Below are 24,465 nucleotides of genomic sequence, written 5' to 3' on the forward strand. Positions count from 1 at the left end.
CTCCTAGTGAAAGGTGTTACGTCGGTGACTGCGGATGACGGGTACGGCGATGAGTCCCATCCCCAGGCCGATGCAGAGCGTGGTCACCGTGATCACGAACTCGGCAGTGCCGGGATGGACGAAGAGGAGCATCAGGAGCGAGCCCGCCACGACGAACGAGGCGACGCTGATCACGCCCCTGGCGACCGGCGACAGCGGTCCGGGATCGGTTCCCGGCCGGCTCACGTGGCGGTTCCGGCGCTCGACGACTCGGCCGCGACCGACCGGGCGACGACGTGGCAGGACACCTCGCGGGTGGCTGAGACGGCCGCCAGCTGCGGGCTGATGCCGTCGCAGAGTCCGGGCTCGAACAGTGGGCAGCGCGGATGGAAGGTGCAGCCGCTCGGCAGGTCCCGCAGACTCGGGATCTCGGACGAGCGCAGCCCTCCACCAGGCTTCTTGGTCTGGGTCAGGTCCGGGTCCGGTTCGGGCACGGCATCCAGCAGCGCCCTGGTGTAGGGGTGCTTGGGGTGATTGATCACGTCCGGGGTCGGCCCGAACTCCACCACCCGACCCAGGTACATCACCGCCGTCTTGCCCTGCCAGCCGAAGTACTTGGCGATGGCCAGGTCGTGGGTGATGAACAGGAAGCCGATGCCGAGTTCATCTCGGAGCTTGCCGAGCATGTTCAACATGCCCACCCGGATGGAGACGTCCAGCATCGAGGTCGACTCGTCGGCGATGATCAGCCTGGGGTTCAGCGACAGCGCCCGGGCCACGGCGACCCGCTGCCGTTGGCCGCCGGAGAGCTGATGCGGGAACTTCGACAGGTAGTTCTCGGCCGGGGTCAGCGAGACCTTCTCCAGCAGCCGGGCCGACTGCTCCCAGGCGTCCCGGCCGTTCTTGGCGATGCCGTGCTTGCGCAGCGGTGTCGACACCGTCTTGAAGATATTGCGGATGGGATTCAGCGAGGCGTACGGGTCCTGGTGCACGTACTGCACCGACTTGCGGAAGCTAGTGAACTCCTGCTTGGACATCGACCAGATGTCCTTGCCCTCGAACTCCACCGTGCCGCCGGTCGGCTTGGTCAACCCGGCCGCAGCCCGGGCGCTGGTGGTCTTTCCGCAGCCGGACTCACCGACCAGGCAGAGCACCTCACCCGGTCCGACGGAGAAGCTCACATCGTCGACGGCCGGGATGTCGCCCTTCTTGCTGCGGAACGTCTGCGAGACTCCGGTCAGCCTGATCAGCGGCTGTGTGCTGTCGTTCTGGTCAGGCACGGGCGATCACCTTCCGTTCGTGCTGCACGTCCTGCCAGCGCAGGCAGGCGGCTGCGTGGGTCATGCCGGCGGGGCGCTCGGTGATGGTGAGCAGCTCGGGTTCGACCGTGTGGCACTCGTCGATGACGTAGCTGCAGCGTGGGTTGAAGCTGCAGCCCTGGGGCAGCGCGTTCAGGCCGGGCGGGTTGCCCGGGATGGAGGCCAGCTCCGGCAGGTCACCGACCACCGGTGGGACCGCGTTGATCAGACCCGACGTGTAGGGATGTCTCGGACCGTAGAAGATGTCGCGCACATTACCGGTCTCGATGATGCGTCCCGCATACATGGTGGCGACCCGGTCGGCCAGCTCGGCGGCCAGCGCCAGGTCGTGAGAGATGAAGATCATCGCGAACTTGTACTTGTCGCGCAGCTCGGCCAGGACGTCGACGATGGCTCGCTGGGTCAGGATGTCCAGGGCCGTGGTGGGTTCGTCGAGGATCAGCAGCTGCGGCTCCAGCAGCAGGCTCATGGCGATCAGAACTCGTTGGCGCATCCCCCCGGACAGCTCGTGCGGATAGCTGTCCAGCACCTGGCGTGGCTCGAGCCGGACCGAGCGCAGCAGCTCCGCACTCCGGTCGTAGATCTGGGTCCTGGTCTTCGGCGAGTTCTTCTCCGGATGCGCCTTCAGCGTCTCGGACATGTGGTCGATGATCTTCAGCACCGGGTTGAAGGCGTTCATCGCACCCTGGAACACCATGGCCGCCTCACGCCACCGCCAGCGCCGCAGGTCCTTCTTGCCCAACTCGGTGACGTCGATGGTCCTGCCGTCGCGGTAGCGGTAGGTGACGTCACCCCGGGGGATGCTGCCCAGCCGGGGCAGCAGCCGCAGCAGCCCCAGCCCGAGGGTGGTCTTGCCGCAGCCGGACTCACCCACCAGGGCCAGCGACTGGTTCGGGTAGAGGTCGAAGTCGATGCCTCGGACCGCCTCGACGCTCTTGCCGTCACCGGTGCGGTAGGCCACCACCAGGTCGCGGGCGGACAGAATGGGTTCGGCGTCTGACGCTGCCGTCTGCCGCATGGGTGCCTCCTCGAGTTGCCGGCTCACTTGTCCCTCAGCCTCGGGTTGAGGATCTCTTCGAGCGTCCTGGTCAGCATGATCAGGCCCAGCTGCAGCAGGACGATCATCGCGACCGGGGAGAGGATGTAGGGCAGCGCGTCGTTCTGGAACATGGCCCCCTTCATCCAGGCATCGTTGATCATGATGCCCCAGTTGGAGCCGGCCAGCGGCGCCAGACCGAGCAGGTAGAGGCCGACCAGGGCGTAGATCGCGTTGGTGACAGCGATGATGAAGTTGATCAGGATGTAGGAGGCCATGTTCGGCACGATCTCGCCGAACACGACCCGGAAGGTGCCGAGGTCGAGCAGCCGCGCCGCCTCGACGAACTCGCGCTCTTTCAGCGACAGCACCTGAGCCCGGATCGAGCGCATTAGGATCGGCCAGGACAGCGCACCGATCAGCAGTGCCAACCAGAGCGGGGAGTCCAGCCGGAAGAAGGCGCCCATCACGGCCAGCAGCACGATCTGCGGGATGGTCATCACCACATCGGTGATCTGCAGCATGACTGCATCGAACCTGCCCCGGAAGTAGGCGGCCAGGGAGCCGATCACGACGGCGATCACTGTCGTAATGGCGGCGGCGGCGAAGCCGACGAAGACCACCGTGCGGCCGCCCAGGACGATCTGCTTGAAGGTGTCCTTGCCGGCGCCGTCGGTGCCGAGCCAATGGGCTGCACTGGGGCGTCCCCAGATGGCGTTCACGTCGGTGGGGTTGGACGGGTCGACGACCAGCGGCCCGATGGCTGACATGCCGACGATCAGCAGCACGATGATCAGTCCGACGAAGCCGCTCTTGCTCCGGGTGAGCTCGCGGAAGAATCCTTGCACCGCGCTCGCGCGCGGCGTGACGATGGCGGCAGTGGGCTGGGTCACCTCAGTCCTCCCGTTCCCCGGTGCGGATCCGCGGATCCAGCACGCTGTAGACAAGGTCAGCTATCAGGTTGGCCAGCACGACGGTGATCGTGATGACCAGCAGGATCCCCTGGATGACCGGGTAGTCGCGGGCGTTGATCGACTGGAAGAGGGTGATCCCGATCCCGTCGTAGGAGAAGGTCTGCTCGACGAAGATGGCCCCGCCGACGACGAAGCCAGCCTGGGTCGCGATCTGGGCCACCAACGGGAGCACCGCGTTGCGGCCGACATACATCGAGCGGATCCGGCCGTCGCCGAGGCCGCGGGCGCGGGCGACGGTCACGTAGTCCTCGCCGAGGATCTGGGTAGTGGAGGACTTCATCACCAGTGCCCAGGTGCCCACCGTGGTGAAGATGTAGACGACCATCGGCAGGGTGGCGTGGTAGAGCGCATCCGACAGGTAGCGGAAGGAGAACTCGGGGGTCACCCCCGGAGTGCTGTGGCCACGCATCCTGGTGAAGTCGATCAGGTGCAGCTGGACCGCCCCGATCACGACGACCATGATCGCGAACAGGTAGTTGGGGATGGCGTGCAGCACGCTGCCGAGGGTGGAGACGCCGTGGTCGATGATGCCACCGCGGCGGTAGGCCATCACCATCCCCAGCAGCAGGCCGATCGACACCGAGATGATCATCGCCAGACCGACGCTGAACAGCGTCCAGGGCAGATGCAGGGCGATCTTCTGCACGACCGAGGTGCCGGGCGAGAGAATCGACATGCCGAGGTCGCCGCGGACGATGCCGACCAGGTAGTCCACGTACTGCCGCCACATCGGGGTGCCCGGGTCGAAGCTGAACAGCGCCGCCGCCTCCGCCGCCGCCGTCTCGTAGGACTTCCCGTACATGGCTATCTGGCTGTTGATGTAGACGTCCACCGGGTTGCCCGGCAGCAGCCGCACCATGAAGAAGACGCCGGTGGCGACCAGGTAGATGACGAAGAGTGCCCGCAGGATGCGGCGGAGCACATAGCTGTTCCGAACCTTACGCAGCACGACCCCGAAACTGGCCTCGCTGGTTCGGCGTTCCGCCGTGACGCTGGCAGTCGTCATGCATCTCCTCCACCCGTGGCAAGAGCCCTGCAGTTCCAAGGCATGATCAAGCGACTCCCCTGAGCCGCGAGATGAGCGTAGCCGCCTTTCCCGGAGATGGCTAGCATTGTTGACGTTTTACTGCCCAATTCGCGCACGAATTTACATGCTTGTGACCTCGGCACCGCTGCCGTCACCGGCCCTCACCTCGTCGAGCGCCGGCTGTGCGAGCATGCCAGAGTCAACACCGACCGGCGCCCGCAGGGGGAGGCCCGGACCGAGAGGGAGCCAGCATGGCCGGGACCACGGAGTCGGGAACCCCCTTCGAGTCGCTCTACACCGATGAGGCGCTGGCCGGGTTCGACCCGTCCCAGGCGCTCGGGACCCCGGGTGAGTTCCCGTACACGCGGGGCATCTATCCCTCGATGTACACGGCGCGGCCGTGGACGATGCGGCAGTACGCCGGCTTCGGCACCGCGGCCGAGTCCAACGCGCGCTACCGCGAGCTGATCGGGCACGGCACCACCGGCCTGTCCGTCGCCTTCGACCTGCCCACCCAGATGGGTTACGACTCCGACGCGCCACTCGCCGCCGGCGAGGTCGGCAAGGTCGGGGTGGCCATCGACTCGGTCGATGACATGCGGATGCTGTTCGACCGGATCCCGCTCGCCGATGTGTCCACCTCGATGACGATCAACGCCCCGGCCGCGGTGCTGCTGCTGCTCTACCAGCTGGTGGCCGAGGAGCAGGGGGTGCCGGCCGTCGCGCTGACCGGCACCGTGCAGAACGACGTCCTCAAGGAGTACATCGCCCGCGGCACCTACATCTACCCGCCGCAGCAGTCGCTCCGGCTGGTGAGCGACACCTTCGCCTACTGCGCCGAGCACCTGCCGCGCTGGAACACCATCTCGATCTCCGGCTACCACATGGCCGAGGCGGGGGCGACCCCGGCGCAGGAGATCGCCTTCACTCTCGCGAACGCCATCGCCTACGTCCAGGCTGCGCTGGACGCCGGTCTGGCGGTGGACGACTTCGCCCCCCGGCTGTCCTTCTTCTTCGTCTCCCGGACGACGCTGCTGGAGGAGGTGGCGAAGTTCCGAGCGGCCCGCCGGATCTGGGCCCAGCTGATGCGCGACCGGTTCGGCGCCCGGAACCCGAAGTCGATGATGCTGCGCTTCCATACCCAGACGGCCGGTGTGCAGCTGACCGCGCAGCAGCCCGAGGTGAACCTGGTGCGGGTGGCGGTGCAGGCGCTGGCGGCCGTACTGGGCGGGACCCAGTCGCTGCACACCAACTCCTTCGACGAGGCCATCGCGCTGCCGACCCAGAAGGCGGCCCGGCTGGCGCTGCGGACCCAGCAGGTGCTCGCGTACGAGACCGACATCACCAAGACGGTCGACCCGTTCGCCGGGTCCTACGCGGTCGAGTCGCTGACCGACGACGTGGAGGCGGTGGCCCGGCAGCTGATGGCGGCGGTGGAGGACCGCGGCGGCGCAGTGGCCGCCATCGAGCAGGGCTTCCAGAAGTCCGAGATCGAGCGGTCGGCGTACCAGATCAGCCAGCAGATCGACAGCGGCGAGCGGGTGGTGGTGGGGGTCAACCGGTTTGCTCTGGATGAGGAGGAACCCTACGAGCCGCTCCGGCTGGATCCGGCGGTGGAGACGGCCCAAGTCGACCGGTTGACCCGGCTCCGGTCCGAGCGGGACGGCGCCGCCGTCGAGCAGGCGCTGGCGGCGGTCCGGGTGGCCGCCCGGGGCAGCGACAACGTGCTGCCTCCGCTGAAGGCGGCCCTGGCGCTGCGGGCCACGGTTGGTGAGGTCTGTGACGCCCTGCGTGCCGAGTGGGGCAGCTACGTGCCGACCGAGTCCTTCTGAACGGCGAGCGGCGGACGGGGCAGCCGCCGGCCCGTGGTCGGCACGGTCCCGGCGAGCTGACGTGAGAAACTGACCGGATGCGGATGGTCAGTACCCAGCAGGGCAGGGCGCAGAGCGAGCTTCGGGCGGCAGTGGCCGAAGAGGTGGACGCCCTGACCGACGAGCTGATCTCGATCCGTCGTGACCTCCACGCCCACCCGGAGGTCGGCTACGCCGAGCACCGCACCACCGCCAAGATCGTCCAGCTGCTGCGTGCGGTGGGGCTCGATCCGGTGGTGCTTCCGGTCGGCACGGGTGCCTACTGTGACGTGCTGCCGGCCGGGGTCGCCGACTCGAAGGGGCTGATCGGGCTGCGCGCCGACATCGACGCGCTCCCCATCGACGACGGCAAGGATGTGGCCTACGCCTCGCGAAACCCCGGTGTCTGCCACGCCTGCGGTCACGACGTGCATACGACGGTCGTGCTCGGGGTCGGGCTGGCGCTGGTGCGGTTGCGGGACCGGGGCCTGCTCCGCCATGGGGTCCGGCTGATCTTCCAGCCGGCCGAGGAGAGCACCCCGGGCGGAGCCCTGTCGGCGATCGACGGAGGCGCCCTGCAGGGGGTCCGCGAGGTGTACGCGCTGCACTGCGACCCGCGGACCGATGTCGGGCACGTCGGCTTGAAGGTCGGAGCGGTGACCTCGGCCGCGGACCGGGTGCTGATCAGGCTGAGCGGGCCCGGCGGACACACCTCGCGTCCGCATCTGACCGCGGACCTGGTCGGTGCGCTCGGCGTGCTGGCCACCTCCCTGCCGCTGCTGCTCTCCCGCCGGGTGGACCCGCGCAGCGGCGCCTCGCTGATCTGGGGCCGGATCCGGTCGGGCTCGGCCTCCAACGCCATCCCGCAACGCGGCGAGATCGAGGGCACGCTCCGTTCCCTGGACGTCAGCGGCTGGCGGGCAGCCGAGCAGCTGCTGCCCGAGCTCGCCACCCAGCTGGTCGCGCCGTTCAGGGTGTCGATCGACGTACTGGTCACTCCCGGCGTTCCGCCGACGGTCAACCACGCCGAAGGCGTACTCCGGCTGACCGAGGCTGCCGAGGCGGTGCTGGGTCCGACCAGCGTCGTCCCGACCGAGCAGTCCCTCGGTGGGGAGGACTTCTCCTGGATGCTGCAGAAGCTGCCCGGTGCGATGGCACGGCTCGGCGTCCGCACCCCCGGCGCGGTCGAGTTCGCCGACATCCATCAGCCCACCTTCACCGTGGACGAGCGCTGTATCGCCGTCGGCGCCAAGCTGCTGCTGGCAGTGGTGACCCGCGCCGGCGTCACCCCGCCCCCTTCTCCCTGACCGCGTAAGCGCTCTTCCCCCACCGCCCCGAGCCGCAGCAGCCGCCACCCACCCCTGCGAGAAGTCGTCAGAACGCGACTTCTGTGCCTCCTCAAGCCCGGATCAGGGTCCAGAAGTCGTCATGACGCGAGTTCTTGGCCGTGACCGCGTGAATCCACCCCGCGGCTTTGGTCACAAACGCATACCGCGATCGGCGAGATCCGCCTCTTGGCACGACGAATCGTTCGGTACGAGTTACAGTTTCCGCGCAAAGTCCCGCGGGCCATCCTCACCTGATGGGCATTCAGTCGGAAACATGCCTAGGAGGCATTACGTGAAGAAGTCCCTTCTGCTCGCCCCCGCCGTGCTCAGCGCCCTGGCCCTCACCCTGGGTGGATGCGCCCAACCGCCCGGCACCGGAGGCTCGAGCGCGGCTCCGAGCAGCAGCCCCAGCTCGACGCCCAGCGCTGCCGGCGCCGGGGACTTCAAGGCATGCATGGTCTCCGACTCGGGCGGCTTCGACGACGCCTCCTTCAACCAGACCTCCTACAAGGGGCTGACCGACGCCAAGGAGCAGCTGGGCATCCAGACCGGTGAGGTGGAGTCCAACGCCACCGCCGACTACGCCAAGAACATCCAGTCGATGGTCGACGCGAAGTGCAACATGATCGTGACCGTCGGGTTCCTGCTGGCCGATGCCACCGCGGCGGCCGCCAAGGCCAACCCCGACATCGACTTCGCCATCGTCGACTCCAATGACGACAAGTTCAAGGGGCTGGACAACCTCAAGCCGCTGGTCTTCAACACCGCCCAGTCGAGCTTCATGGCCGGCTACCTGGCGGCGGGGATGACCAAGACCAAGAAGGTCGGCACCTTCGGCGGCGCCAAGATCCCCACCGTGACCATCTTCATGGACGGGTACGCCCAGGGCGTCGACTACTACAACAAGCAGAAGAGCGGCTCGGTCAAGGTGCTCGGCTGGAACGCGGCCAAGCAGGATGGGCAGTTCGTCCCGGGTGACAGCCCGTTCGAGGACGTCCCCGGCGGCCAGCGGACGGCCAACAACCTGATCAGCCAGGGCGCAGACATCATCTTCCCGGTCGCCGGACCCTCCGGCAAGGGTGCGCTGCAGTCGGCGAAGGCGAGTAAGGGCAAGGTCAACGCCATCTGGGTGGACACCGACGGCTGCGTCAGCGCCAAGGACTACTGCCCGCAGATCATCTCGAGCGTGGCCAAGGGCATGGATGTGGCCGTACTGGCAGCGATCAAGGCGTCGAAGGACGGCAGCTTCTCGGCCGACCCGTACGTCGGCACGTTGGAGAATGGCGGCACCGGGCTGACCCCGTTCCACGACTTCGACTCCAAGGTCCCGGCCGAGCTGAAGTCCGAGCTGGACAAGATCAAGGCCGACATCGTGTCGGGCACGATCAAGATCGAGTCGGCCTCGCAGCCCACGAGCTGACCGAGGAGGACACGAGAGGGGGGCCGGTCGGTCTCCCTCTCGCGTTTCCGCCGCCTGTGTCGGACCGATGTGTAAGGATTCCGTTGTGCCTGTCGAGACCGAGCCTGTCGAGACAAAGGACCGGCCCCCCGGATCCGGGGGACTGCAGCTTCGCGGCATCACCAAACGGTTCGGCTCGTTGACGGCCACCGACGCGGTCGACCTCGACATCCGGCCCGGCGAGATCCACTGCCTGCTGGGCGAGAACGGCGCCGGCAAGTCCACCTTGATGAACGTGCTGTACGGCCTGCTGCAGCCGGACGACGGTCAGATCCTGATCGACGGTGCGCCGCGGCACTTCAGCAACCCCAAGCAGGCGATGGCGGCCGGGATCGGCATGGTGCACCAGCACTTCATGCTGGTCGAGGTGTTCTCGGTGGCCGAGAACCTGGTGCTGGGCCGGGAGCATGGCGTGGCCGGGCTGCTCGACATGGCGTCGGCACGGCGCACCGTGCAGGTACTGTCCGACCGCTACAACTTCCAGGTCGACCCCGATGCGCTGGTCGAGCAGCTGCCGGTGGGCGTCCAGCAACGGGTGGAGATCCTGAAGGCGCTGGCCAACGACGCCACCTACCTGATCTTCGACGAGCCCACGGCTGTGCTCACGCCGCAGGAGATCGACGAGCTGATGGCCGTCATGCGTTCGCTCCGCGACGAGGGCAAGGCGATCGTCTTCATCACCCACAAGCTGCGCGAGGTGCGGGCGATCGCCGACCGGATCACCGTGATGAGGCGTGGCCGGGTGGTCGGCCATGCTCAGCCCACCGACTCCGAGAGCCAGCTGGCCGAGATGATGGTGGGCCGCGCGGTCAGCCTCACCGTCGACAAGCAGCCGCCGAGGAAGGGCGACGTCCGGCTGGTGATCGAGGGTGTGTCCGTCGCCAGCCCGAACGGCGCCCTGGCCGTCGACGACCTCGACCTGGAGGTGGCGGGAGGCGAGATCGTCTGCATCGCCGGTGTCCAGGGCAACGGCCAGACCGAGCTGGCCGAAGCGCTACTCGGCATCACCCCGGTGAGCAGGGGCCGGGTGCTGCTGGACGGGCGGGACATCACCGGGCTGAACCCCAAGCAGACCATCGACAGCGGGATCGGGTTCGTCCCCGAGGACCGCCAGCACGACGGCTTCGTCGGGACGTTCACCGTCGCCGAGAACCTGGTGCTGAACCATTTCGACGAGAAGCCCTTTGCGCGGGGGATGGCGCTCAACCTGGGCGCCATCCGGCAGAACGCCGAGGACCGGGTGGGGGAGTTCGACATCCGGACCCAGTCCATCGACACGCCGGTCTCGTCGCTGTCCGGCGGCAACCAGCAGAAGGTGGTGCTGGCCAGAGAGCTGTCCAGGCCGCTGTCGTTGCTGATCGCCAACCAGCCGACCCGCGGGGTCGACGTCGGCGCCATCGAGTTCCTGCACACCAGGCTGGTGCAGGAGCGGGACCGGGGTACCGCCGTCGTCATCGTGTCGACCGAGCTCGACGAGGTGGCGGCACTGGCCGACCGGATCGCGGTGATGTACCGGGGCGCGATCGTCGGCATCGTCGGGCCCGAGACGTCCCGGGAGGCGCTCGGACTGATGATGGCCGGAGTGCCGGCCGAGGAGGCGAAGGCGATGGCCGCTACCGGCTCGACCTCTACCGGGACGCCCACCGACGGTCAACCGTCCGAGGGAAGGCCGCCGTCATGACGGACCAGACCGGCAACGCCCCGGCGGCTCCGCCGGAGGCGGTACGGCCACAGAGACACCGTTCGCGCACGGTGCCGTGGGTCGATATCGCAACCACCGCGGCCGCCTTCGTGCTGGCCTTCCTGGTGGGCGCACTGTTGATGATCTTCTCTGACAGCGACGTCCGGTCCAAGTTCGCCTACTTCGTCGCTGCGCCGTCGGACGCTCTGCACGCGTCCTGGGACAAGGTCGCCTCGGCCTACGGGGCCTTGTTCTCCGGCGCCCTGGGCGGCTACATTCCGATCACCGAGACGACCGCCCAGGCTGCTCCGCTGATCTGTGCGGGGCTGGGTGTCGGGCTCGCCTTCCGGGCCGGACTGTTCAACATCGGTGCCCAGGGGCAGGCCATCTGGGGCTCGATCCTGGCCGCCTACGTCGGTTTCAGCTGGCACCTGCCGCCGGTCATCCACCTGCTGGTGGCGATCATCGCCGGACTGGTCGGCGGCGCGGTCTGGGGCGGCATCGTCGGTTGGCTGAAGGCCAGGACCGGCGCGCACGAGGTGATCGTGACGATCATGCTGAACTACATCGCCGCGGGCATGCTGGCCTACCTGCTGACCACCAGCGTCTTCAGGCGTCCCGGCCGGACCGACCCGATCTCGCCGGTGGTGGACTGGAACGCCACCATGCCGAGGCTGGAGGGTGGCCGACTGCACCTCGGCTTCGTCATCGCGCTGCTGGCGGCGGCGTCGGTCTGGTGGCTGCTGGACCGGTCGACGGTCGGGTTCGCGATCCGGGCCGTCGGGGCCAACCCGCACGCCGCCGCCACCGCCGGCATGAGCGTGGCGCGCACCACCGTGATCACCATGACCTTCGCCGGTGCGCTCGCCGGTCTGGCCGGTGTCCAGGCGGCGCTCGCGCCCAGCGTGCTCGGCACTCCCGTCCCGCTGTCGGCCGGGCTGGTCGGCTCGATCGGTTTCGACGCGATCACCGTTGCCCTGCTCGGCCGGTCGAAGCCGTTCGGGATCGTGCTGTCGGGGCTGCTGTTCGGCGCCCTGCACGCCGGCGGGCAGGCGATGCAGAGCGTCGCTCAGACACCACTGACCCTGACCCTGGTCATCCAGGCCCTGATCGTGCTGTTCGTCGCCGCCCCGGCGCTGGTGGCCACCGTGGTGCCGTTCATCAAGGCGCGCAAGGTCAAGCCGGTCGGGCCCGTGGCCACTGGGGCTCTGACATGACCGGGCCCGGAACCGAGGTCACGACACAGCCGACCCCGCCGGTGCCCGGTACCAACGCCCCGCCGCCGCGGTTCGTCGAGTCCGCGGAGAGGCGGCGCCAGCGGCTCTCCACCGGCGCCCTGATCGTCGTTGTCGGGCTGGTGCTCCTCGGGCTGCTGTTCGCCACCCACGGCAATGCCCAGTTCGCGTTGTCCAACGCGTTCGACACGATTCAGCTGCCGACGGTGGCAGTGCCGGGCCTGCCCGCCGTCGCGATCTGCGCTGTGCTCTGCCTGTTGGCCGGTGCCGGCTTCCTTTCCGGCCGCCTCCACCACCGCTGGCCTGCGCTCGCCGGAACGGTGGCCGGGATCGCCTTCGTGGTCGGTTTCCTGGCCTGGGCTGCCGCAGGTCGCGAGCTCCCGTTTCCGGTCAGCAACCAGCTGAACGGCACACTGGCTCTGGCCACCCCACTGGTCTTCGGTGCCCTCTGCGGGGTGCTGGGCGAGCGCGCCGGGGTGGTGAATGTGGCGATCGAGGGCCAGTTCCTGACCGCCGCCTTCGCTGCAGCTGTCGTAGGGAGCATCACCCACTCGGTGATCGGTGCCCTGGTGGCGGCCGCGGCGGCCGGCGTTGCGATGGCTGCGCTGCTGGCCCTGTTCTCCATCAGATACCTGGTCAACCAGGTGGTGCTGGGGGTCGTGCTCAACCTGCTCGCCTCCGGGCTGACCGGCTTCCTCTTCGACCAGCTGGTGCAGCCCGCCGGCAGCGCCTACAACTCGGCACCGGTGCTGGAGACGATCGCCATCCCGGGCCTGGCCAAGATCCCGTTCTTCGGGCCAGTCTTCTTCGAGCAGACGATCTTGGCCTATCTGGCCGGACTCGCCGTGGTCATCGTCTGGGTGCTGCTGTTCAAGACCACGTGGGGGCTGCGGATCCGCGCCGTCGGTGAGCACCCGGAGGCGGCCGACACGGTCGGCATCAGCGTGGTCAGGATCCGCTGGTCGGCGGTGCTGGTGGGCGGCCTGTTCGCCGGTGTCGGGGGATCGTTCTTCGTCCTCGGCACGACCGGCGCCTTCTCGAAGGAGATCACGGTCGGCAACGGGTTCATCGCGCTGGCTGCGCTGATCATGGGTCGTTGGCACCCGGTCTGGGCCGCCATGATGGCACTGTTCTTCGGCTTCGTCACCCAGATGGCCTCGCAGCTGCAGACGCTGAGCACTCCGGTGCCCAGCCAGTTCCTGCTGCTGTTGCCGTACGTCGCGACCATCATCGCGGTAGCGGGGCTGGTCGGTCGGGTACGGGCGCCAGCCGCTGACGGCATCCCGTACGAGAAGGCCTGACCATGCCGGAGACCGTCAGCGTGAGTATCGACTGGTCGCTGCTGCGGAGCCGGGCCAGGGAGATCAGCCAACGGGCGTACGCGCCCTACTCCGACTTCCAGGTCGGTGCCGCGGCGCTGGTCGACGACGGTCGGATCGTCGTCGGCTGCAACGTCGAGAATGCGTCCTACGGTGTGGGGCTGTGTGCCGAGTGCGGGCTCGTGTCGGCACTGCACGCAAGTGGCGGTGGCCGGTTGGTGGCGTTCGCCTGTGTCGACAAGGGCGGCGAGGTGCTGATGCCGTGCGGGCGCTGTCGGCAGCTGCTCTGGGAGAATGGCGGACCGCAGCTGCTGGTGGACACCCCAGGCGGCGTCAAGCCGATGACCGAGGTGCTGCCGGACGCGTTCGGCGCCGAGCAGCTGGCCAGGGTGGACGTGGGGTCCGAATCGGGTCCCCTCGACCGGACCGAGGAGCCCTCGCGGTGAGTGTCGGTCTCGAGGCGCTCCAGGCGGCGCCGAAAGTGTCGTTGCACGACCACTTGGACGGTGGGCTGCGGCCGGAGACGATCATCGAGCTGGCGGCCGAGGTGGGGCATGAGCTGCCGGCGACTGACGCCCGGGAGCTTCGCCGGTGGTTCGTCGAGTCCGCGAGCTCAGGCTCGCTGGTGCGCTACCTCGAGACGTTCAAGCACACCCTCGCGGTCATGCAGACGCAGGTCCACCTGCACCGGGTTGCGCGCGAGTTCGTCGAGGACCTGGCCGCCGACGGTGTCGTCTATGCCGAGGCCCGGTGGGCGCCCGAGCAGCATCTGTTGTCCGGTCTGACCCCGCGACAGGCGGTGGAGGCGGTGCGTGACGGGCTGGAGGCCGGGGCGCAGGCCTGCCGGGACCGGGGTCGCACGATCATCGTCCGGCAGCTGTTGACCGGGATGCGGCACGCCAGCGCCTCGCGGGAGATCGCCGAGCTGGCCGTCGACTACCGCCACGACGGAGTCGCCGGCTTCGACATCGCCGGTGCCGAGGCCGGTCACCCGCCCACCCGGCATCTCGACGCCTTCGACTACCTGAAGCGCAACAACGCCTACTTCACGGTCCACGCCGGCGAGGCCTTCGGGCTGCCATCGATCTGGGAGGCGCTGCAGCTGTGCGGCGCCAACCGGTTGGGGCACGGGGTGCGGATCATCGACGACATCACCGTTCCCGACTATGGTCCGCCGCGGCTGGGTGACCTCGCGGCGTACGTCCGCAATATGCGCATACCGCTCGAGCTGTGCCCGTCGTCGAACGTACAGACCGGCGCGGCGAGCTCGATCGCGGAGCACCCGATCGGGCTGCTGACGGACCTGCGCTTCCGGGTGACGGTGAACTGCGACAACCAGCTGATGAGCGACACCACCCTGAGCCGGGAGTTCGCCAAGGTCTGCGAGGCCTTCGACTACGACCTCGAGGACGTGCGCTGGTTCACCATCAACGCGGCCAAGAGCGCCTTCCACTCCTTCGACCTGAGGCTGGCGCTGATCGAGGAAGTGATCAAGCCGGGGTTCGCCCGGCTGGGCGCGTGACCGGGGCCGCGGAGATCGCGGCTCGATTCCGGAACGGCGCGACCTCCGTGCCCGTTGCTACAGGCGACGCGCCACCACCTCGGAGGAACCATGTCCACGTACGTCGACGAGCACACTCCCCGGCCGGCGCCGCGACGGCTGCTCGCTCCACCGAGCCGGCTGGCCGGGGGCTCGTGGGAGTCCGTGGCCCTGATGCTGGCCATCGCCGCTGCCGCGTTCGGCATCCGGTTGGCGACGATGGTCCGCAACCACGGCCTGTTCGGCCTCGGCAACTACGACGACGGTGTCTACTACGGAGCTGCTGTCGGGCTGGTCAACGGCAGAATGCCGTACCGCGACTTCCTGCTGCTCCACCCGCCCGGCATCGTGCTGGCCCTGGCCCCGTTCGCGGCCCTGGGCGAGCTGGTGGGGGATGCGCGGGGCTTCGCCCTGGCCCGGCTGGCGTGGATGCTGCTCGGTGCGGTGAACGCGGTGCTCGTCTACCGCATCCTGCGTCCCGCCACCATCGCGGGCGCTGTGATCGGAGGGTTCGGCTATGCGGTGTTCACCCCCGCCGTGTACGGCGAGCACACGACGCTGCTGGAGGCCCCGGCCACGACGGCACTGCTGGGCGCGGTGCTGCTGCTGAACGGCACCGCAGGCCGGCGACGACCGGCCGAGGCCGGACCGCTGATCGCGGCCGGGCTGCTGCTCGGCCTCACTGTGGGGTTCAAGGTCTGGGGTGTCGTCGGCGTTCTCCTCGTCCTGGGCTGGCTGCTGTCCACCAGGCGGCTCAAGGCTGCCGGCTGGGTGGCGTTCGGCACCGCTGTCGCAGGTGCTGCGGTCTACCTCCCCTTCTTCGCGCAGGCGCCGGGTGCGATGTGGCGCTACACCGTCATGGACCAGCTCCACCGGTCCCGTTTCCGGAGCGTGTCGCTTGCGAGCCGGGCCATCCAGATGATGGGCCTGGGGCGCTTCGGTGCCCGCCACCCGTCCTCCGTGCTGCTGACCGGCGCTCTCATCGTCTGCCTCGCCGCCGCGGCAGTGGCCTGGAGGAACGAGCACGCCCGGTTGATGATCGTGCTGTGCCTCGGCTTGTCCGGGTTCCTGCTGCTGACCCCGACGTGGTTCGGTCACTATGCCGCGCTGACGGCGGCCCCGCTGATGGTGGTGATCGGAGCGGCCGGCGGCGAGCTGCTGAGGAGTCTGGAGCGGAGCCGGGGCACAACGGCGGTCGCCGTCCTGCTGTTCGCCTCACTGATGATCTTCTACGCGCTGCCGACCGTGAACCGGTCCTGGGCCCGAGGCTTCCCCGCCTCGGCGCTCACCGCGTCCGTCGCGGCCGTCCCCGGCTGCATCACCGCTGACGACGTGACCGGCCTGATCGAGCTGAACGTGCTGAGCCGCAACCTGCGGCGCGGGTGCCCGCTGAGTGTCGATCTCGGTGGCGCCAACTATGACGTCCAACCGACCACCGCGGGTGCCGACCGGCCCCGAAGAAGCAACCCGGCCTGGCAGCGGGTCGCGTTGCGCTACCTCGGATCCGGAACGGAGGTGCTGCTGGTCCGGGCCGGGCTGCACAGTCTGAGCAGAAGGACGGTAGCCATCGTCGGCGGCTGGCGGCTGCTGGAGCGTGCTCGCCACGTCCTGCTCCGGGCCCCCCAGCACTGACGCCCGGTCCGGTGCCCTGATGGCTGGGCTGGGCCTTCCGGTCGTTCCCGTGGCGACAGCTGCCCGTATATTGGCGCCGACACGACCCCTCACCGACGAGGAACGGACATGACCGACCCTGCAAGGCGCCCCGACGTTGCCGCCATCTACTTCCCCTCCTGGCATGCCGACCCCAGACGGGACGAGAAGCTGGGTCCGGGTTGGACGGAGTGGGAGCTGATCCGCGCCGGTCGGCCACGCTTCCCGGGCCACTACCAGCCGATCGTGCCCCAGTGGGGCTACCTGGACGAGACCGAGCCGGCCAACATGAGGCGCAGCCTGCAGGTCGCCGGTCGGTACGGTATCGATGCCTTCCTGTGGGACTGGTACTTCTACGACGGCGACGACTTCCTCAACCGCCCGCTGGACGAGACCTACCTCGCTCTGGACGAGCCGGAGGTCAAGTTCGCGCTGATGTGGGCCAACCACACCTGGATCGACGTCTTCCCGCTCACCTCGAAGAAGGAGCCGGAGGTGTGGTTTCCGGGGGCCGTCGACCTGGCCCAGTTCCGGCGGCTGGTGGCCGTCGTGGTCGAGCGCTACCTGTCCAGCCCGTACTACTGGCGCGTCGACGGTGCCGCCTGGTTCACGGTGTTCCACATCCAGGAGCTGCTGGACGGGCTCGGCGGCGTCGAGGCGGCCGCGGCGGCGCTGACCGAGTTCCGAGCGGCGGCCGAGGCGGCCGGTGTCGGGCCCCTGCATCTCAACGCCATGGGCGGCTGGCAGCAGCAGGGCATCGAGGTGCTGGCCGCGCTCGGCTTCGACAGCTTCGGCCCCTACAACTGGTCCGACCTGATGCCCAGGGACCAGGGCATCGAGGTGGACTACGCCCGGTGGCGCGCCGACGCGGCCGCCCAGTGGCGGGCCGACCAGGACGCCGCGGATGCCCTGGGCCTCAGCTACATCCCGAACCTGACGATGGGATGGGACTCGACCACCCGGGTCGACCAGGACGATCAGAACGTCCCGAGCAGCTGGCCGATGCTGCCGGTCGTCACCGGCAACACGCCGGCCGAGTTCGGGGCGGCCGCAGCCGACCTCAGGGCGTTCCTCGACAGCCGCCCGGACTGCCCTGCGCTGACGGTCAACGCCTGGAACGAGTGGACCGAGGGCAGCTACCTGGAACCGGATGAGCGCTACGGGCTGGGTTACCTGGAGGCGCTGCACGCAGCCCTGCCGGGCCGGTCCGACCAGCCGTGAGACGCATCGCCAGCAGGGTCAGCGGGTGCCGCAGGCACGCAGGATGCTGACCACCAGGGTTCGGGTCGCGGTGACCACCTCGTCAATGCGGACCGACTCGTTCGGCCCGTGAGCCAGCTCGATGGCACCCGGCCCGTAGTGCAGGGTGGGGATGCCGGCAGCGGCGTACAGCCGGAGGTCGCTGCCGTACGGGGCACCCAGCACGGCCGGGGCAGCGGTGCCGGTGCTGTCGGCGTGGGCGCCGCCGACCAGCGAAGCCAGTGGATGGCCCGCCGGTAGCCGGCCGCCGCTGAACTGGCCACCCGGCCAGCTGACGCCCACCGGGTGGTCGCGCAGCCACGGGTCGGTCGCCGCGACCTCGGCGACCCGGGCCTCCAACGCCTTCCGCGCCGCACCGGGGTCCTCCTCGATTCGCAGCCCGAGCCGTCCCTCGGCCACCAGGTGGTCCGGCACGCTGCTGGACCAGGTGCCTGCGCTGAGCCGGCCGACACTCAGCGGGTAGGCGATGGGGTAGCCGGACATCAGCTGCTCGGGCTCTCGGTTGCGTTCCTGCTCGAGCTCGGCCAGCGCGGCGTGCAGTGTCAGGTAGGAGTCGATGGCGCTGTGTCCGCGGTAGCGGGTGCTGCCGTGGGTGGCGAGCCCGCTCACCTCGATCCGGAACGTCAGCGCCCCCGCGGTGGCGGTGATCAGCGACAGCCCGGTCGGCTCGGTGATGACGCAGGCCCGGCCACGGTGACCTCGGGCAAGGGTGGCGAACGCCCCCAGCCCACCGTCCTCCTCGCCGATCACCGAGTGCAGCGCCAGGCCCGAGCGCAGTCGGACGCCCGATGAACGCACCGCCTGCACGGCGGCGATATTGGCCGCCAGCCCGGCCTTCATGTCGCAGGCCCCGCGCGCCACGACCGTGCCGTCGCGCAGTGTCGGCGCGAACGGGTCACCCCACCACAGGTCCGGGTTGCCGGCGGGCACCACATCGGCGTGCCCTTGCAGGATCAGGGCCGGCTGCTCCGTCGGGTCGCTGGTCGCCACCAGCCCCCACGCCTCGGTCCGCACCACCTCGGCGCCGGGATATCCCGGATCCGCCGCCAGCGTCACCAGGTCGACCGGCCAGAGGTCGACGTCCAGCTCGAGCCGCCCCAGCTGCTCGGCCAGCAGGTGCTGAATCTCGCTCTCGGCCGCGGTCCCTCCAACGCTCGGCACTGCCAGCAGCTCGATCAGCAGCCGCACCAGTGCCGGTTCGTCCACGGCTGCCAGGGCGCGTGCCTCGTCACGGGTCAGCACGCGATCACCGTACGGCACTGCACTAGGGTTGGCCGCATGAGTTCTCGTGTGTTGACCGCCGTGGCCTGGCCATACGCCAACGGTCCACGCCACATCGGTCATGTGTCCGGTTTCGGCGTACCCTCGGACGTCTTCTCCCGCTACATGCGGATGAGTGGCCACGACATCCTGATGGTCTCCGGCACCGACGAGCACGGAACGCCCATCTCCGTCCAGGCGGAGCGGGAGCAGATGACGACGCGACAGCTCGCCGACAAGTACAACCGGGTCATCGTCGAGGACCTGCAGGGGCTCGGGCTGTCCTACGACCTGTTCACCCGGACCACCACCCTCAACCACTACCGGGTCGTGCAGGACCTCTTCCTCGGCCTGTACAAGAACGGCTATGTGGTGCCGAAGAGCGCAATGGGGGCGATCAGCCCGTCGACCGGGCGCACCCTGCCGGACCGCTACATCGAGGGGACCTGCCCGATCTGCGGTTACGACGGAGCCCGCGGCGACCAGTGCGACAACTGCGGCAACCAGCTGGACCCGGTGGACCTGATCAACCCGCGCTCCCGGATCAACGGCGAGACGCCGAAGTTCGTCGAGACCGAGCACTTCTTCCTCGACCTGCCGTCGCTGGCGCACTCGCTCGGCGACTGGCTGGCCAAGCGGGTCGACTGGCGGCCGAACGTGCTCAAGTTCAGCCAGAACCTGCTCCGCGACCTGAAACCGCGGGCGATCACCCGCGACCTCGACTGGGGCGTCCCGGTGCCGCTGGACGGCTGGCGGGACCAGCCGATGAAGCGGCTCTACGTCTGGTTCGACGCCGTCATCGGCTACCTGTCCGCGTCGGTGGAGTGGGCGGCGAGGACCGGCGACCCGGACGCCTGGAAGAAGTGGTGGACCGACCCGGAGGCGCTCGGCTACTACTTCATGGGCAAGGACAACATCGTCTTCCACTCGGTGATCTGGCCGGGCATGTTGCTGGGCCAGAACGGCGCCGGCGACCACGGTGGCGAGGTGGGCCCGCTGGGCACGCTGAACCTGCCCAGCGAGGTGGTCTCCAGCGAGTACCTGACCATGAGCGGTTCCAAGTTCTCCACCAGCCGGGGCAAGGTGATCTACGTCGGCGACTTCCTGCAGGAGTTCGGCCCCGACGCGCTGCGGTACTTCATCTCGGTGGCGGGCCCGGAGAACCAGGACACCGACTTCACCTGGGACGAGTTCGTCCGTCGGACCAACTTCGAGCTGGCCAACGAGTGGGGCAACCTGGTCAACCGCTCGATCTCGATGGCGCACAAGAACGTCGGTGCCATCCCCAACCCGACCGACCTGCGCGACGTGGACCATGAGCTGTTGGCCACCTCGCGGGCGGCGTTCGGCACGGTCGGGGACCTGCTCGGCAAGAGCCGGTTCAAGCACGCCTCAGCCGAGGCGATGCGGCTGGTGGGCGCCGCCAACAAGTACCTGTCGGACACCGAGCCGTGGAAGCTCAAGAGCGACCCGGCTCGACGCGACAGCGTGCTGCACACCGCCCTGCAGGTGGTCTCCGACGCGAACACGCTGCTGACACCGTTCCTGCCGCACGCGGCTCAACAGGTGCATGAGGCGCTGGGTGGTAGCGGCGTCTGGGCTGCCCAGCCGGAGATCCGCCAGGTCAGCGAGGACGCTGGCCCGGACTACCCGGTGCTGATGGGGGAGTACGCGAGCGAGCAGGCGGTCTGGCAGAGCATTCCGGTGCAGGTCGGCCGGCCGCTGGTCAAGCCGACTCCGCTGTTCACGAAGCTGGACGAGAAGCTGGGGGAGACCGGGCCGGACTGGGCCCGCATCGACACCTGAGCAGTGTTCTCGGGTAGGTGAGAGCCCACCGACCGGCGAGTGGCAGCGTGCGGCTCGCCTTGCGTCCGTTACGGCGCCACTGGCTGCCATTCGACCGTACGCATCGTGCGGGGGCCGGTCCCACTTGCATCTATATAAGATAGCTATGTAAAGTAGGTCGGGTGAACTCTCCCGAACTGACCGACGACGGGGACGCCATCGACGACCTGGCTGTCGCCCTGGTCGTGACCTGCGCCCGCTTCGTCCGCTCCTCGGCCCGGATGGCCGCCGATACCGAACCGACGGCGGTGTGGCGCGCGATGGCCATCCTGGAGGAGCACGGGGCGATGCGAGTGAGCGACTTCGCCGTCGCCGACCGCTGCACCCAGCCGAGCGCCACCACCATGCTGCAGCGGCTCGAGCGGTCCGGCGCCGTCCAGCGGGTGTCGGATCCCCTCGATGGTCGCGTCTCCCTCGTCAGCCTGACCGAGGCCGGCCGCAGCAGACTGGCCGAGCTTCGGGCCGGGGTGGCCGCCGCGCTCGGGCCCCGGCTGGAGCTGCTGTCCACCGATCGCCGGGCCGAGCTGCGCGGTGCCATCGAGACCATCCAGGGCCTGCTGGCGGCCCAGCCAACCAAGGAAGAAGCCACACTGTGACGCTCACCCATCCCGGTTCCGCCGGATCCGCCTCCCTCCTGCGTCAGCCGAAGGCGGTCTGGGCGGTCGCCTTCGCCTGTGTGATCGCCTTCATGGGCATCGGCCTGGTTGACCCCATCCTGCCGGCCATCAGCCACGAGCTCGGCGCCACGCCGGCGCAGGCGATGCTGCTGTTCACCAGCTATCTGCTGATCACCGGCTTCGCGATGTTCTTCACCAGCTGGGTCTCCAGCCGGATCGGGGTAAAGGGCACCCTGCTGACCGGACTGGCGCTCATCGTGGTCTTCGCGGCGCTGGCCGGAGCCTCCAACAGTGTTCAGGCCATTATCGGCTACCGCGCCGGCTGGGGGCTTGGCAACGCCCTCTTCATCTCCACGGCGCTGGCGACCATCGTTGGCGCGGCTAGCGGCGGCGTGAACAGCGCGATCATCCTCTACGAGGCCGCGCTGGGTCTGGGCATCGCCACCGGGCCGCTGCTGGGCGGGGCGCTCGGCAGCATCTCCTGGAGGGGTCCGTTCTTCGGTACCGCGGTGCTGATGGCGATCGGCCTGGTGGCGATCGTGGTGCTGTTGGCCAAGCCCGCCGCCAAGCCCGACCCGGTCCCGTTCGGCGCCACGTTCAGGGCGCTGCGCAACAGGGCGCTGTTGACGTTGGGACTGGGCGCGCTGTTCTACAACTTCGGCTTCTTCGTGCTGCTGGCCTACAGCCCGTTCCCGCTCGAGACCGCGGCCCACGCCCAGGGCATCGAGGAGTTCGGCGCCCACCAGCTCGGTCTGATCTTCTGCGGCTGGGGACTCGGATTGGCCATCACGTCCGTCCTGGTCGCCCCGCTGCTGACCGCGCGGTTCGGTCGCCGCCGGGTGCTGTACGCCATGCTGGCGCTGCTCGCCCTCGACATGGCGTTGATGGCGGTCGAGGTCGGCAGCCTCGCCGTGCTGGTGACCGGCATCGTCGTCGGCGGGCTCTTCCTCGGCGTGATGAACACGGTGCTGACCGAGTCGGTGATGGAGGCGACCGACCTGCCGCGGAGCGTGGCCTCGTCGACCTACAGCGGCATCCGCTTCCTCGGCGGCGCGCTGGCGCCGGCGTTCGCCGGGGTGATCGCCGCACAGTGGGGCGACAGCGCCCCGTACTGGATGGCGGTGGCAGGGCTGTTGCTGTCGATCGGTGTGCTGGTCACCGGGCGCCGCCACCTGGCCCACATCGACCGGCACCTGGCCGAGACGCCCCTTGAGGAGGCCGAGGCGATCACCGTCGGGGACGCCTGACGGTCCCGGTTGTCAGGCGATCGGGTCTCGAACCGGGTTCAGCAGGCCGGCCACGCCACGGACGAACTGGTCGCGCTGGACGATGCCGGCCACGTGGTGCTGGATGAAGAAGCCCGGGATCCAGGCGAGGAAGGCGAGCCCGATCTCCTGCGGGTCGGCGTCGGGCTGGACCAACCCGGACTGCTGCCAGCGCAGCACGAGCGACTGGATGGCTGCACGCACCTGACCGAGCCCGATGGTGACTTCGCGGTGCAGGGCCTCGTTGCGTAGAGCCTCGGACCAGGCGAAGAGAGCGATCCGCTCGGGTTTGACGGTGTGGCTGAAGCGGAGCTCCTCCAGCTTCTCCAGGGCGACGTCGACCGCACCCGACGGGGTCGCGGCCCGATCCGTGTCGGCGGCCTCGCTGAGCACTCTGCCCACCGCGCCGAGCGCATACTGCACGACGCCGGAGACGATGGCGTCCTTGCCCGGGAAGTAGCGGTAGACGGCGCCCGCCGACAATCCCACCTCGGCGATCACGTCGTCCATCGAGGCGGCGTGGAAACCGTCCCGCTCGAAGCAGACCATCGCTGCCTGGATGATCTGCTCGCGACGCTCGGCTCGGTACTCGTCACTGACTTTGGGCACCCTCCCAGCCTAAAGAGAACGAACGTTCTTGACAAACGTCTCAGAGCGGTCGCATTCTAAAAAGAATAAACGTTCTCTTTAGGAGTCATCATGGTCGCAACACGGTATGAGGCGCCGCCGAGGCCTCACGACGATCCATCCGAGCCTCCGGTCCTGTCCGGATGGGGCAGGGTTCTTGGCCTGCCGGTGGCTCTCAGTCTGCTGGTCGGGTTGCTGCTCGCCGCCTTCGCCTGGCCGGCTGTCACGGCCGCCCCGCACGAGCTGCCGATCGGGGTGGTGGGCCCTGCGGCCGCGGTCCAGCAGGTGCAGGGCGCGCTGCAGGCGAAGCAGCCGGGTGCGTTCCACATCCAGCCCTACGGCAGCGCCGCTGAGGCGCGAGCCGCCATCGAGAGCCGGGAGATCTACGGTGCCGTCGTGGTCGAACAACCGCCCACGTTGTTGGTGGCCACCGGTGCCAGCCCAGCGGTAGCGCAGCTGCTCACCCAGGTGGCCGGGGCGATGGCGGCGCAGTCGGGAGCCGGCCAATCCAGTGCGGGTCCGACCGTCACCGACGTGGTGCCGGGCGCTGCCGGTGACCCGCACGGGATCGGGGTTGCGGTGCTCGCCCTGCCCCTGGTGTTGGGCGGCCTGCTCAGCGGCGTTGCCCTGCGCCGGCTTGTGCGGGGTAGGGGGCGACTGGCCTGTTCAGCGCTGCTGCTGAGCCTGCTCGCTGGTCTGGCCTCGGCGACGATCCTGAACCTGTGGCTGAATGCCCTGGGTGCCAGCTTCTGGACCGATGCCGCAGTGATCACCTTCGGCTTCGCCGCGGTGAGTTTCGCCACCCTGGGCGCCGGAACGCTCGCCGGCAACGCGGGTGCCGGTCTGGTCCTGGCGTCACTGCTGCTGGTCGGCAACCCCCTTTCGGGACTGAGCAGTGCACCGGAGCTGCTGCCGGTCGGCTGGAGCGCCGTCGGTCAGGCGTTCCCGCTGGCGGCCACCGGGCAGCTGCTCCGCTCCGAGGCCTTCTTCGACTGGGCTGCGGCCGGCCGCCCGGCACTGGTGCTGTCCGTCTGGCTCGCCACCGGTCTCTTCCTCTTCGTCCTCGGCGCCCTCCGGCGATCCCGCCGACCGGCGGCCTGAGCCCGGGCCGTGCCCTGAGCCTGAGCCGTGTCCAGAGCCTGGGCGGTGCACTGAGCCTGAGCCGTGCCCTGAGCCTGGGCGGTGCCGTGCCCT

At 69.0% G+C, this 24,465-nt stretch carries 21 protein-coding genes; 14 read left to right on the forward strand and 7 right to left on the reverse strand.

Annotation, left to right across the window (positions count from 1 at the left end; genetic code table 11):
• Positions 1–3: 3 nt before the first annotated feature.
• From JOE57_RS13095 to JOE57_RS13115, 5 genes are read right to left on the reverse strand one after another with little or no spacing between them, the layout of a single operon-like run.
• A complete protein-coding gene (locus JOE57_RS13095) occupies positions 4–225 on the reverse strand; it encodes a hypothetical protein (RefSeq protein WP_204918611.1) in 222 nt (73 codons plus the stop codon).
• The gene (locus JOE57_RS13100; protein WP_204918613.1) at positions 222–1,259 is read right to left on the reverse strand and encodes an oligopeptide/dipeptide ABC transporter ATP-binding protein; all 1,038 of its coding nucleotides are present in this window, start codon (positions 1,257–1,259) and stop codon (positions 222–224) included. The genes JOE57_RS13095 and JOE57_RS13100 overlap by 4 nt, the downstream gene beginning before the upstream one ends.
• On the reverse strand, positions 1,252–2,316 hold the full coding sequence (locus tag JOE57_RS13105; RefSeq protein WP_204918615.1) for an ABC transporter ATP-binding protein: 1,065 nt from the start codon (positions 2,314–2,316) through the stop codon (positions 1,252–1,254). The genes JOE57_RS13100 and JOE57_RS13105 overlap by 8 nt, the downstream gene beginning before the upstream one ends.
• 23 nt (positions 2,317–2,339) lie before the next feature.
• Positions 2,340–3,227, reverse strand: coding sequence for an ABC transporter permease subunit (locus tag JOE57_RS13110; protein ID WP_204918617.1), 888 nt, complete (start codon positions 3,225–3,227; stop codon positions 2,340–2,342).
• A gap of 1 nt (position 3,228) precedes the next feature.
• The gene (locus JOE57_RS13115; protein WP_204918619.1) at positions 3,229–4,314 is read right to left on the reverse strand and encodes an ABC transporter permease; all 1,086 of its coding nucleotides are present in this window, start codon (positions 4,312–4,314) and stop codon (positions 3,229–3,231) included.
• Between the two features lie 272 nt (positions 4,315–4,586).
• Here JOE57_RS13115 and JOE57_RS13120 point away from each other — a divergent pair, with 272 nt between their 5' ends.
• The 10 genes from JOE57_RS13120 (at position 4,587) to JOE57_RS13165 (ending at position 17,618) form a co-directional block, all read left to right on the forward strand.
• Complete coding sequence (locus JOE57_RS13120) at positions 4,587–6,167, forward strand: acyl-CoA mutase large subunit family protein (RefSeq protein WP_204918620.1); 1,581 nt, start codon at positions 4,587–4,589, stop codon at positions 6,165–6,167.
• A 77-nt stretch (positions 6,168–6,244) separates the two neighbouring features.
• Positions 6,245–7,492, forward strand: coding sequence for an amidohydrolase (locus JOE57_RS13125; RefSeq protein WP_204918622.1), 1,248 nt, complete (start codon positions 6,245–6,247; stop codon positions 7,490–7,492).
• 313 nt (positions 7,493–7,805) lie between these two features.
• Complete coding sequence (locus JOE57_RS13130; protein ID WP_204918624.1) at positions 7,806–8,933, forward strand: BMP family ABC transporter substrate-binding protein; 1,128 nt, start codon at positions 7,806–7,808, stop codon at positions 8,931–8,933.
• 85 nt (positions 8,934–9,018) lie between these two features.
• Positions 9,019–10,653 carry an ABC transporter ATP-binding protein gene (locus JOE57_RS13135; protein WP_338041299.1) on the forward strand — a complete coding sequence of 545 codons (1,635 nt, stop codon included), beginning with the start codon at positions 9,019–9,021 and terminating at the stop codon, positions 10,651–10,653.
• Entirely contained in the window at positions 10,650–11,870 is a 1,221-nt protein-coding gene (locus tag JOE57_RS13140; RefSeq protein ID WP_204918628.1) for an ABC transporter permease, read from the forward strand. Before JOE57_RS13135 ends, JOE57_RS13140 begins: the two co-directional genes overlap by 4 nt.
• Entirely contained in the window at positions 11,867–13,189 is a 1,323-nt protein-coding gene (locus JOE57_RS13145) for an ABC transporter permease subunit (RefSeq protein WP_204918630.1), read from the forward strand. The genes JOE57_RS13140 and JOE57_RS13145 overlap by 4 nt, the downstream gene beginning before the upstream one ends.
• Positions 13,190–13,191: 2 nt before the next feature.
• Positions 13,192–13,653, forward strand: coding sequence for a cytidine deaminase (locus JOE57_RS13150; protein WP_239578940.1), 462 nt, complete (start codon positions 13,192–13,194; stop codon positions 13,651–13,653).
• Positions 13,650–14,729, forward strand: coding sequence for an adenosine deaminase (locus JOE57_RS13155; protein ID WP_204918632.1), 1,080 nt, complete (start codon positions 13,650–13,652; stop codon positions 14,727–14,729). Before JOE57_RS13150 ends, JOE57_RS13155 begins: the two co-directional genes overlap by 4 nt.
• Before the next feature lie 90 nt (positions 14,730–14,819).
• On the forward strand, positions 14,820–16,379 hold the full coding sequence (locus JOE57_RS13160) for a glycosyltransferase 87 family protein (protein ID WP_204918634.1): 1,560 nt from the start codon (positions 14,820–14,822) through the stop codon (positions 16,377–16,379).
• Positions 16,380–16,487: 108 nt separating this feature from the next.
• Positions 16,488–17,618 carry a glycoside hydrolase family 99-like domain-containing protein gene (locus JOE57_RS13165; protein WP_204918636.1) on the forward strand — a complete coding sequence of 377 codons (1,131 nt, stop codon included), beginning with the start codon at positions 16,488–16,490 and terminating at the stop codon, positions 17,616–17,618.
• 18 nt (positions 17,619–17,636) lie between these two features.
• On the opposite strand, the gene JOE57_RS13170 is transcribed toward JOE57_RS13165, so the two are convergent.
• Positions 17,637–18,899: an ArgE/DapE family deacylase gene (locus JOE57_RS13170; RefSeq protein ID WP_338041300.1), complete on the reverse strand. Its 1,263-nt coding sequence runs from the start codon at positions 18,897–18,899 to the stop codon at positions 17,637–17,639.
• Between the two features lie 36 nt (positions 18,900–18,935).
• Here JOE57_RS13170 and metG point away from each other — a divergent pair, with 36 nt between their 5' ends.
• The 3 genes from metG (at position 18,936) to JOE57_RS13185 (ending at position 22,626) form a co-directional block, all read left to right on the forward strand.
• Positions 18,936–20,723: a methionine--tRNA ligase gene (gene metG / locus JOE57_RS13175; protein ID WP_204918639.1), complete on the forward strand. Its 1,788-nt coding sequence runs from the start codon at positions 18,936–18,938 to the stop codon at positions 20,721–20,723.
• A gap of 161 nt (positions 20,724–20,884) precedes the next feature.
• On the forward strand, positions 20,885–21,358 hold the full coding sequence (locus JOE57_RS13180; RefSeq protein WP_204918641.1) for a MarR family transcriptional regulator: 474 nt from the start codon (positions 20,885–20,887) through the stop codon (positions 21,356–21,358).
• The gene (locus JOE57_RS13185) at positions 21,355–22,626 is read left to right on the forward strand and encodes an MFS transporter (protein WP_338041301.1); all 1,272 of its coding nucleotides are present in this window, start codon (positions 21,355–21,357) and stop codon (positions 22,624–22,626) included. The genes JOE57_RS13180 and JOE57_RS13185 overlap by 4 nt, the downstream gene beginning before the upstream one ends.
• A 12-nt stretch (positions 22,627–22,638) precedes the next feature.
• Here the strand turns inward: JOE57_RS13185 and JOE57_RS19210 are convergent, their stop codons facing one another.
• Complete coding sequence (locus tag JOE57_RS19210; RefSeq protein ID WP_204918643.1) at positions 22,639–23,253, reverse strand: TetR family transcriptional regulator; 615 nt, start codon at positions 23,251–23,253, stop codon at positions 22,639–22,641.
• A 90-nt stretch (positions 23,254–23,343) separates the two neighbouring features.
• Between JOE57_RS19210 and JOE57_RS13195 the strand changes: the two genes are divergently transcribed.
• A complete protein-coding gene (locus JOE57_RS13195; RefSeq protein ID WP_204918645.1) occupies positions 23,344–24,372 on the forward strand; it encodes a hypothetical protein in 1,029 nt (342 codons plus the stop codon).
• Positions 24,373–24,465 lie beyond the last annotated feature (93 nt).

The sequence above is a fragment of the Microlunatus panaciterrae genome, assembly GCF_016907535.1.
GTDB lineage: Bacteria > Actinomycetota > Actinomycetes > Propionibacteriales > Propionibacteriaceae > Microlunatus > Microlunatus panaciterrae.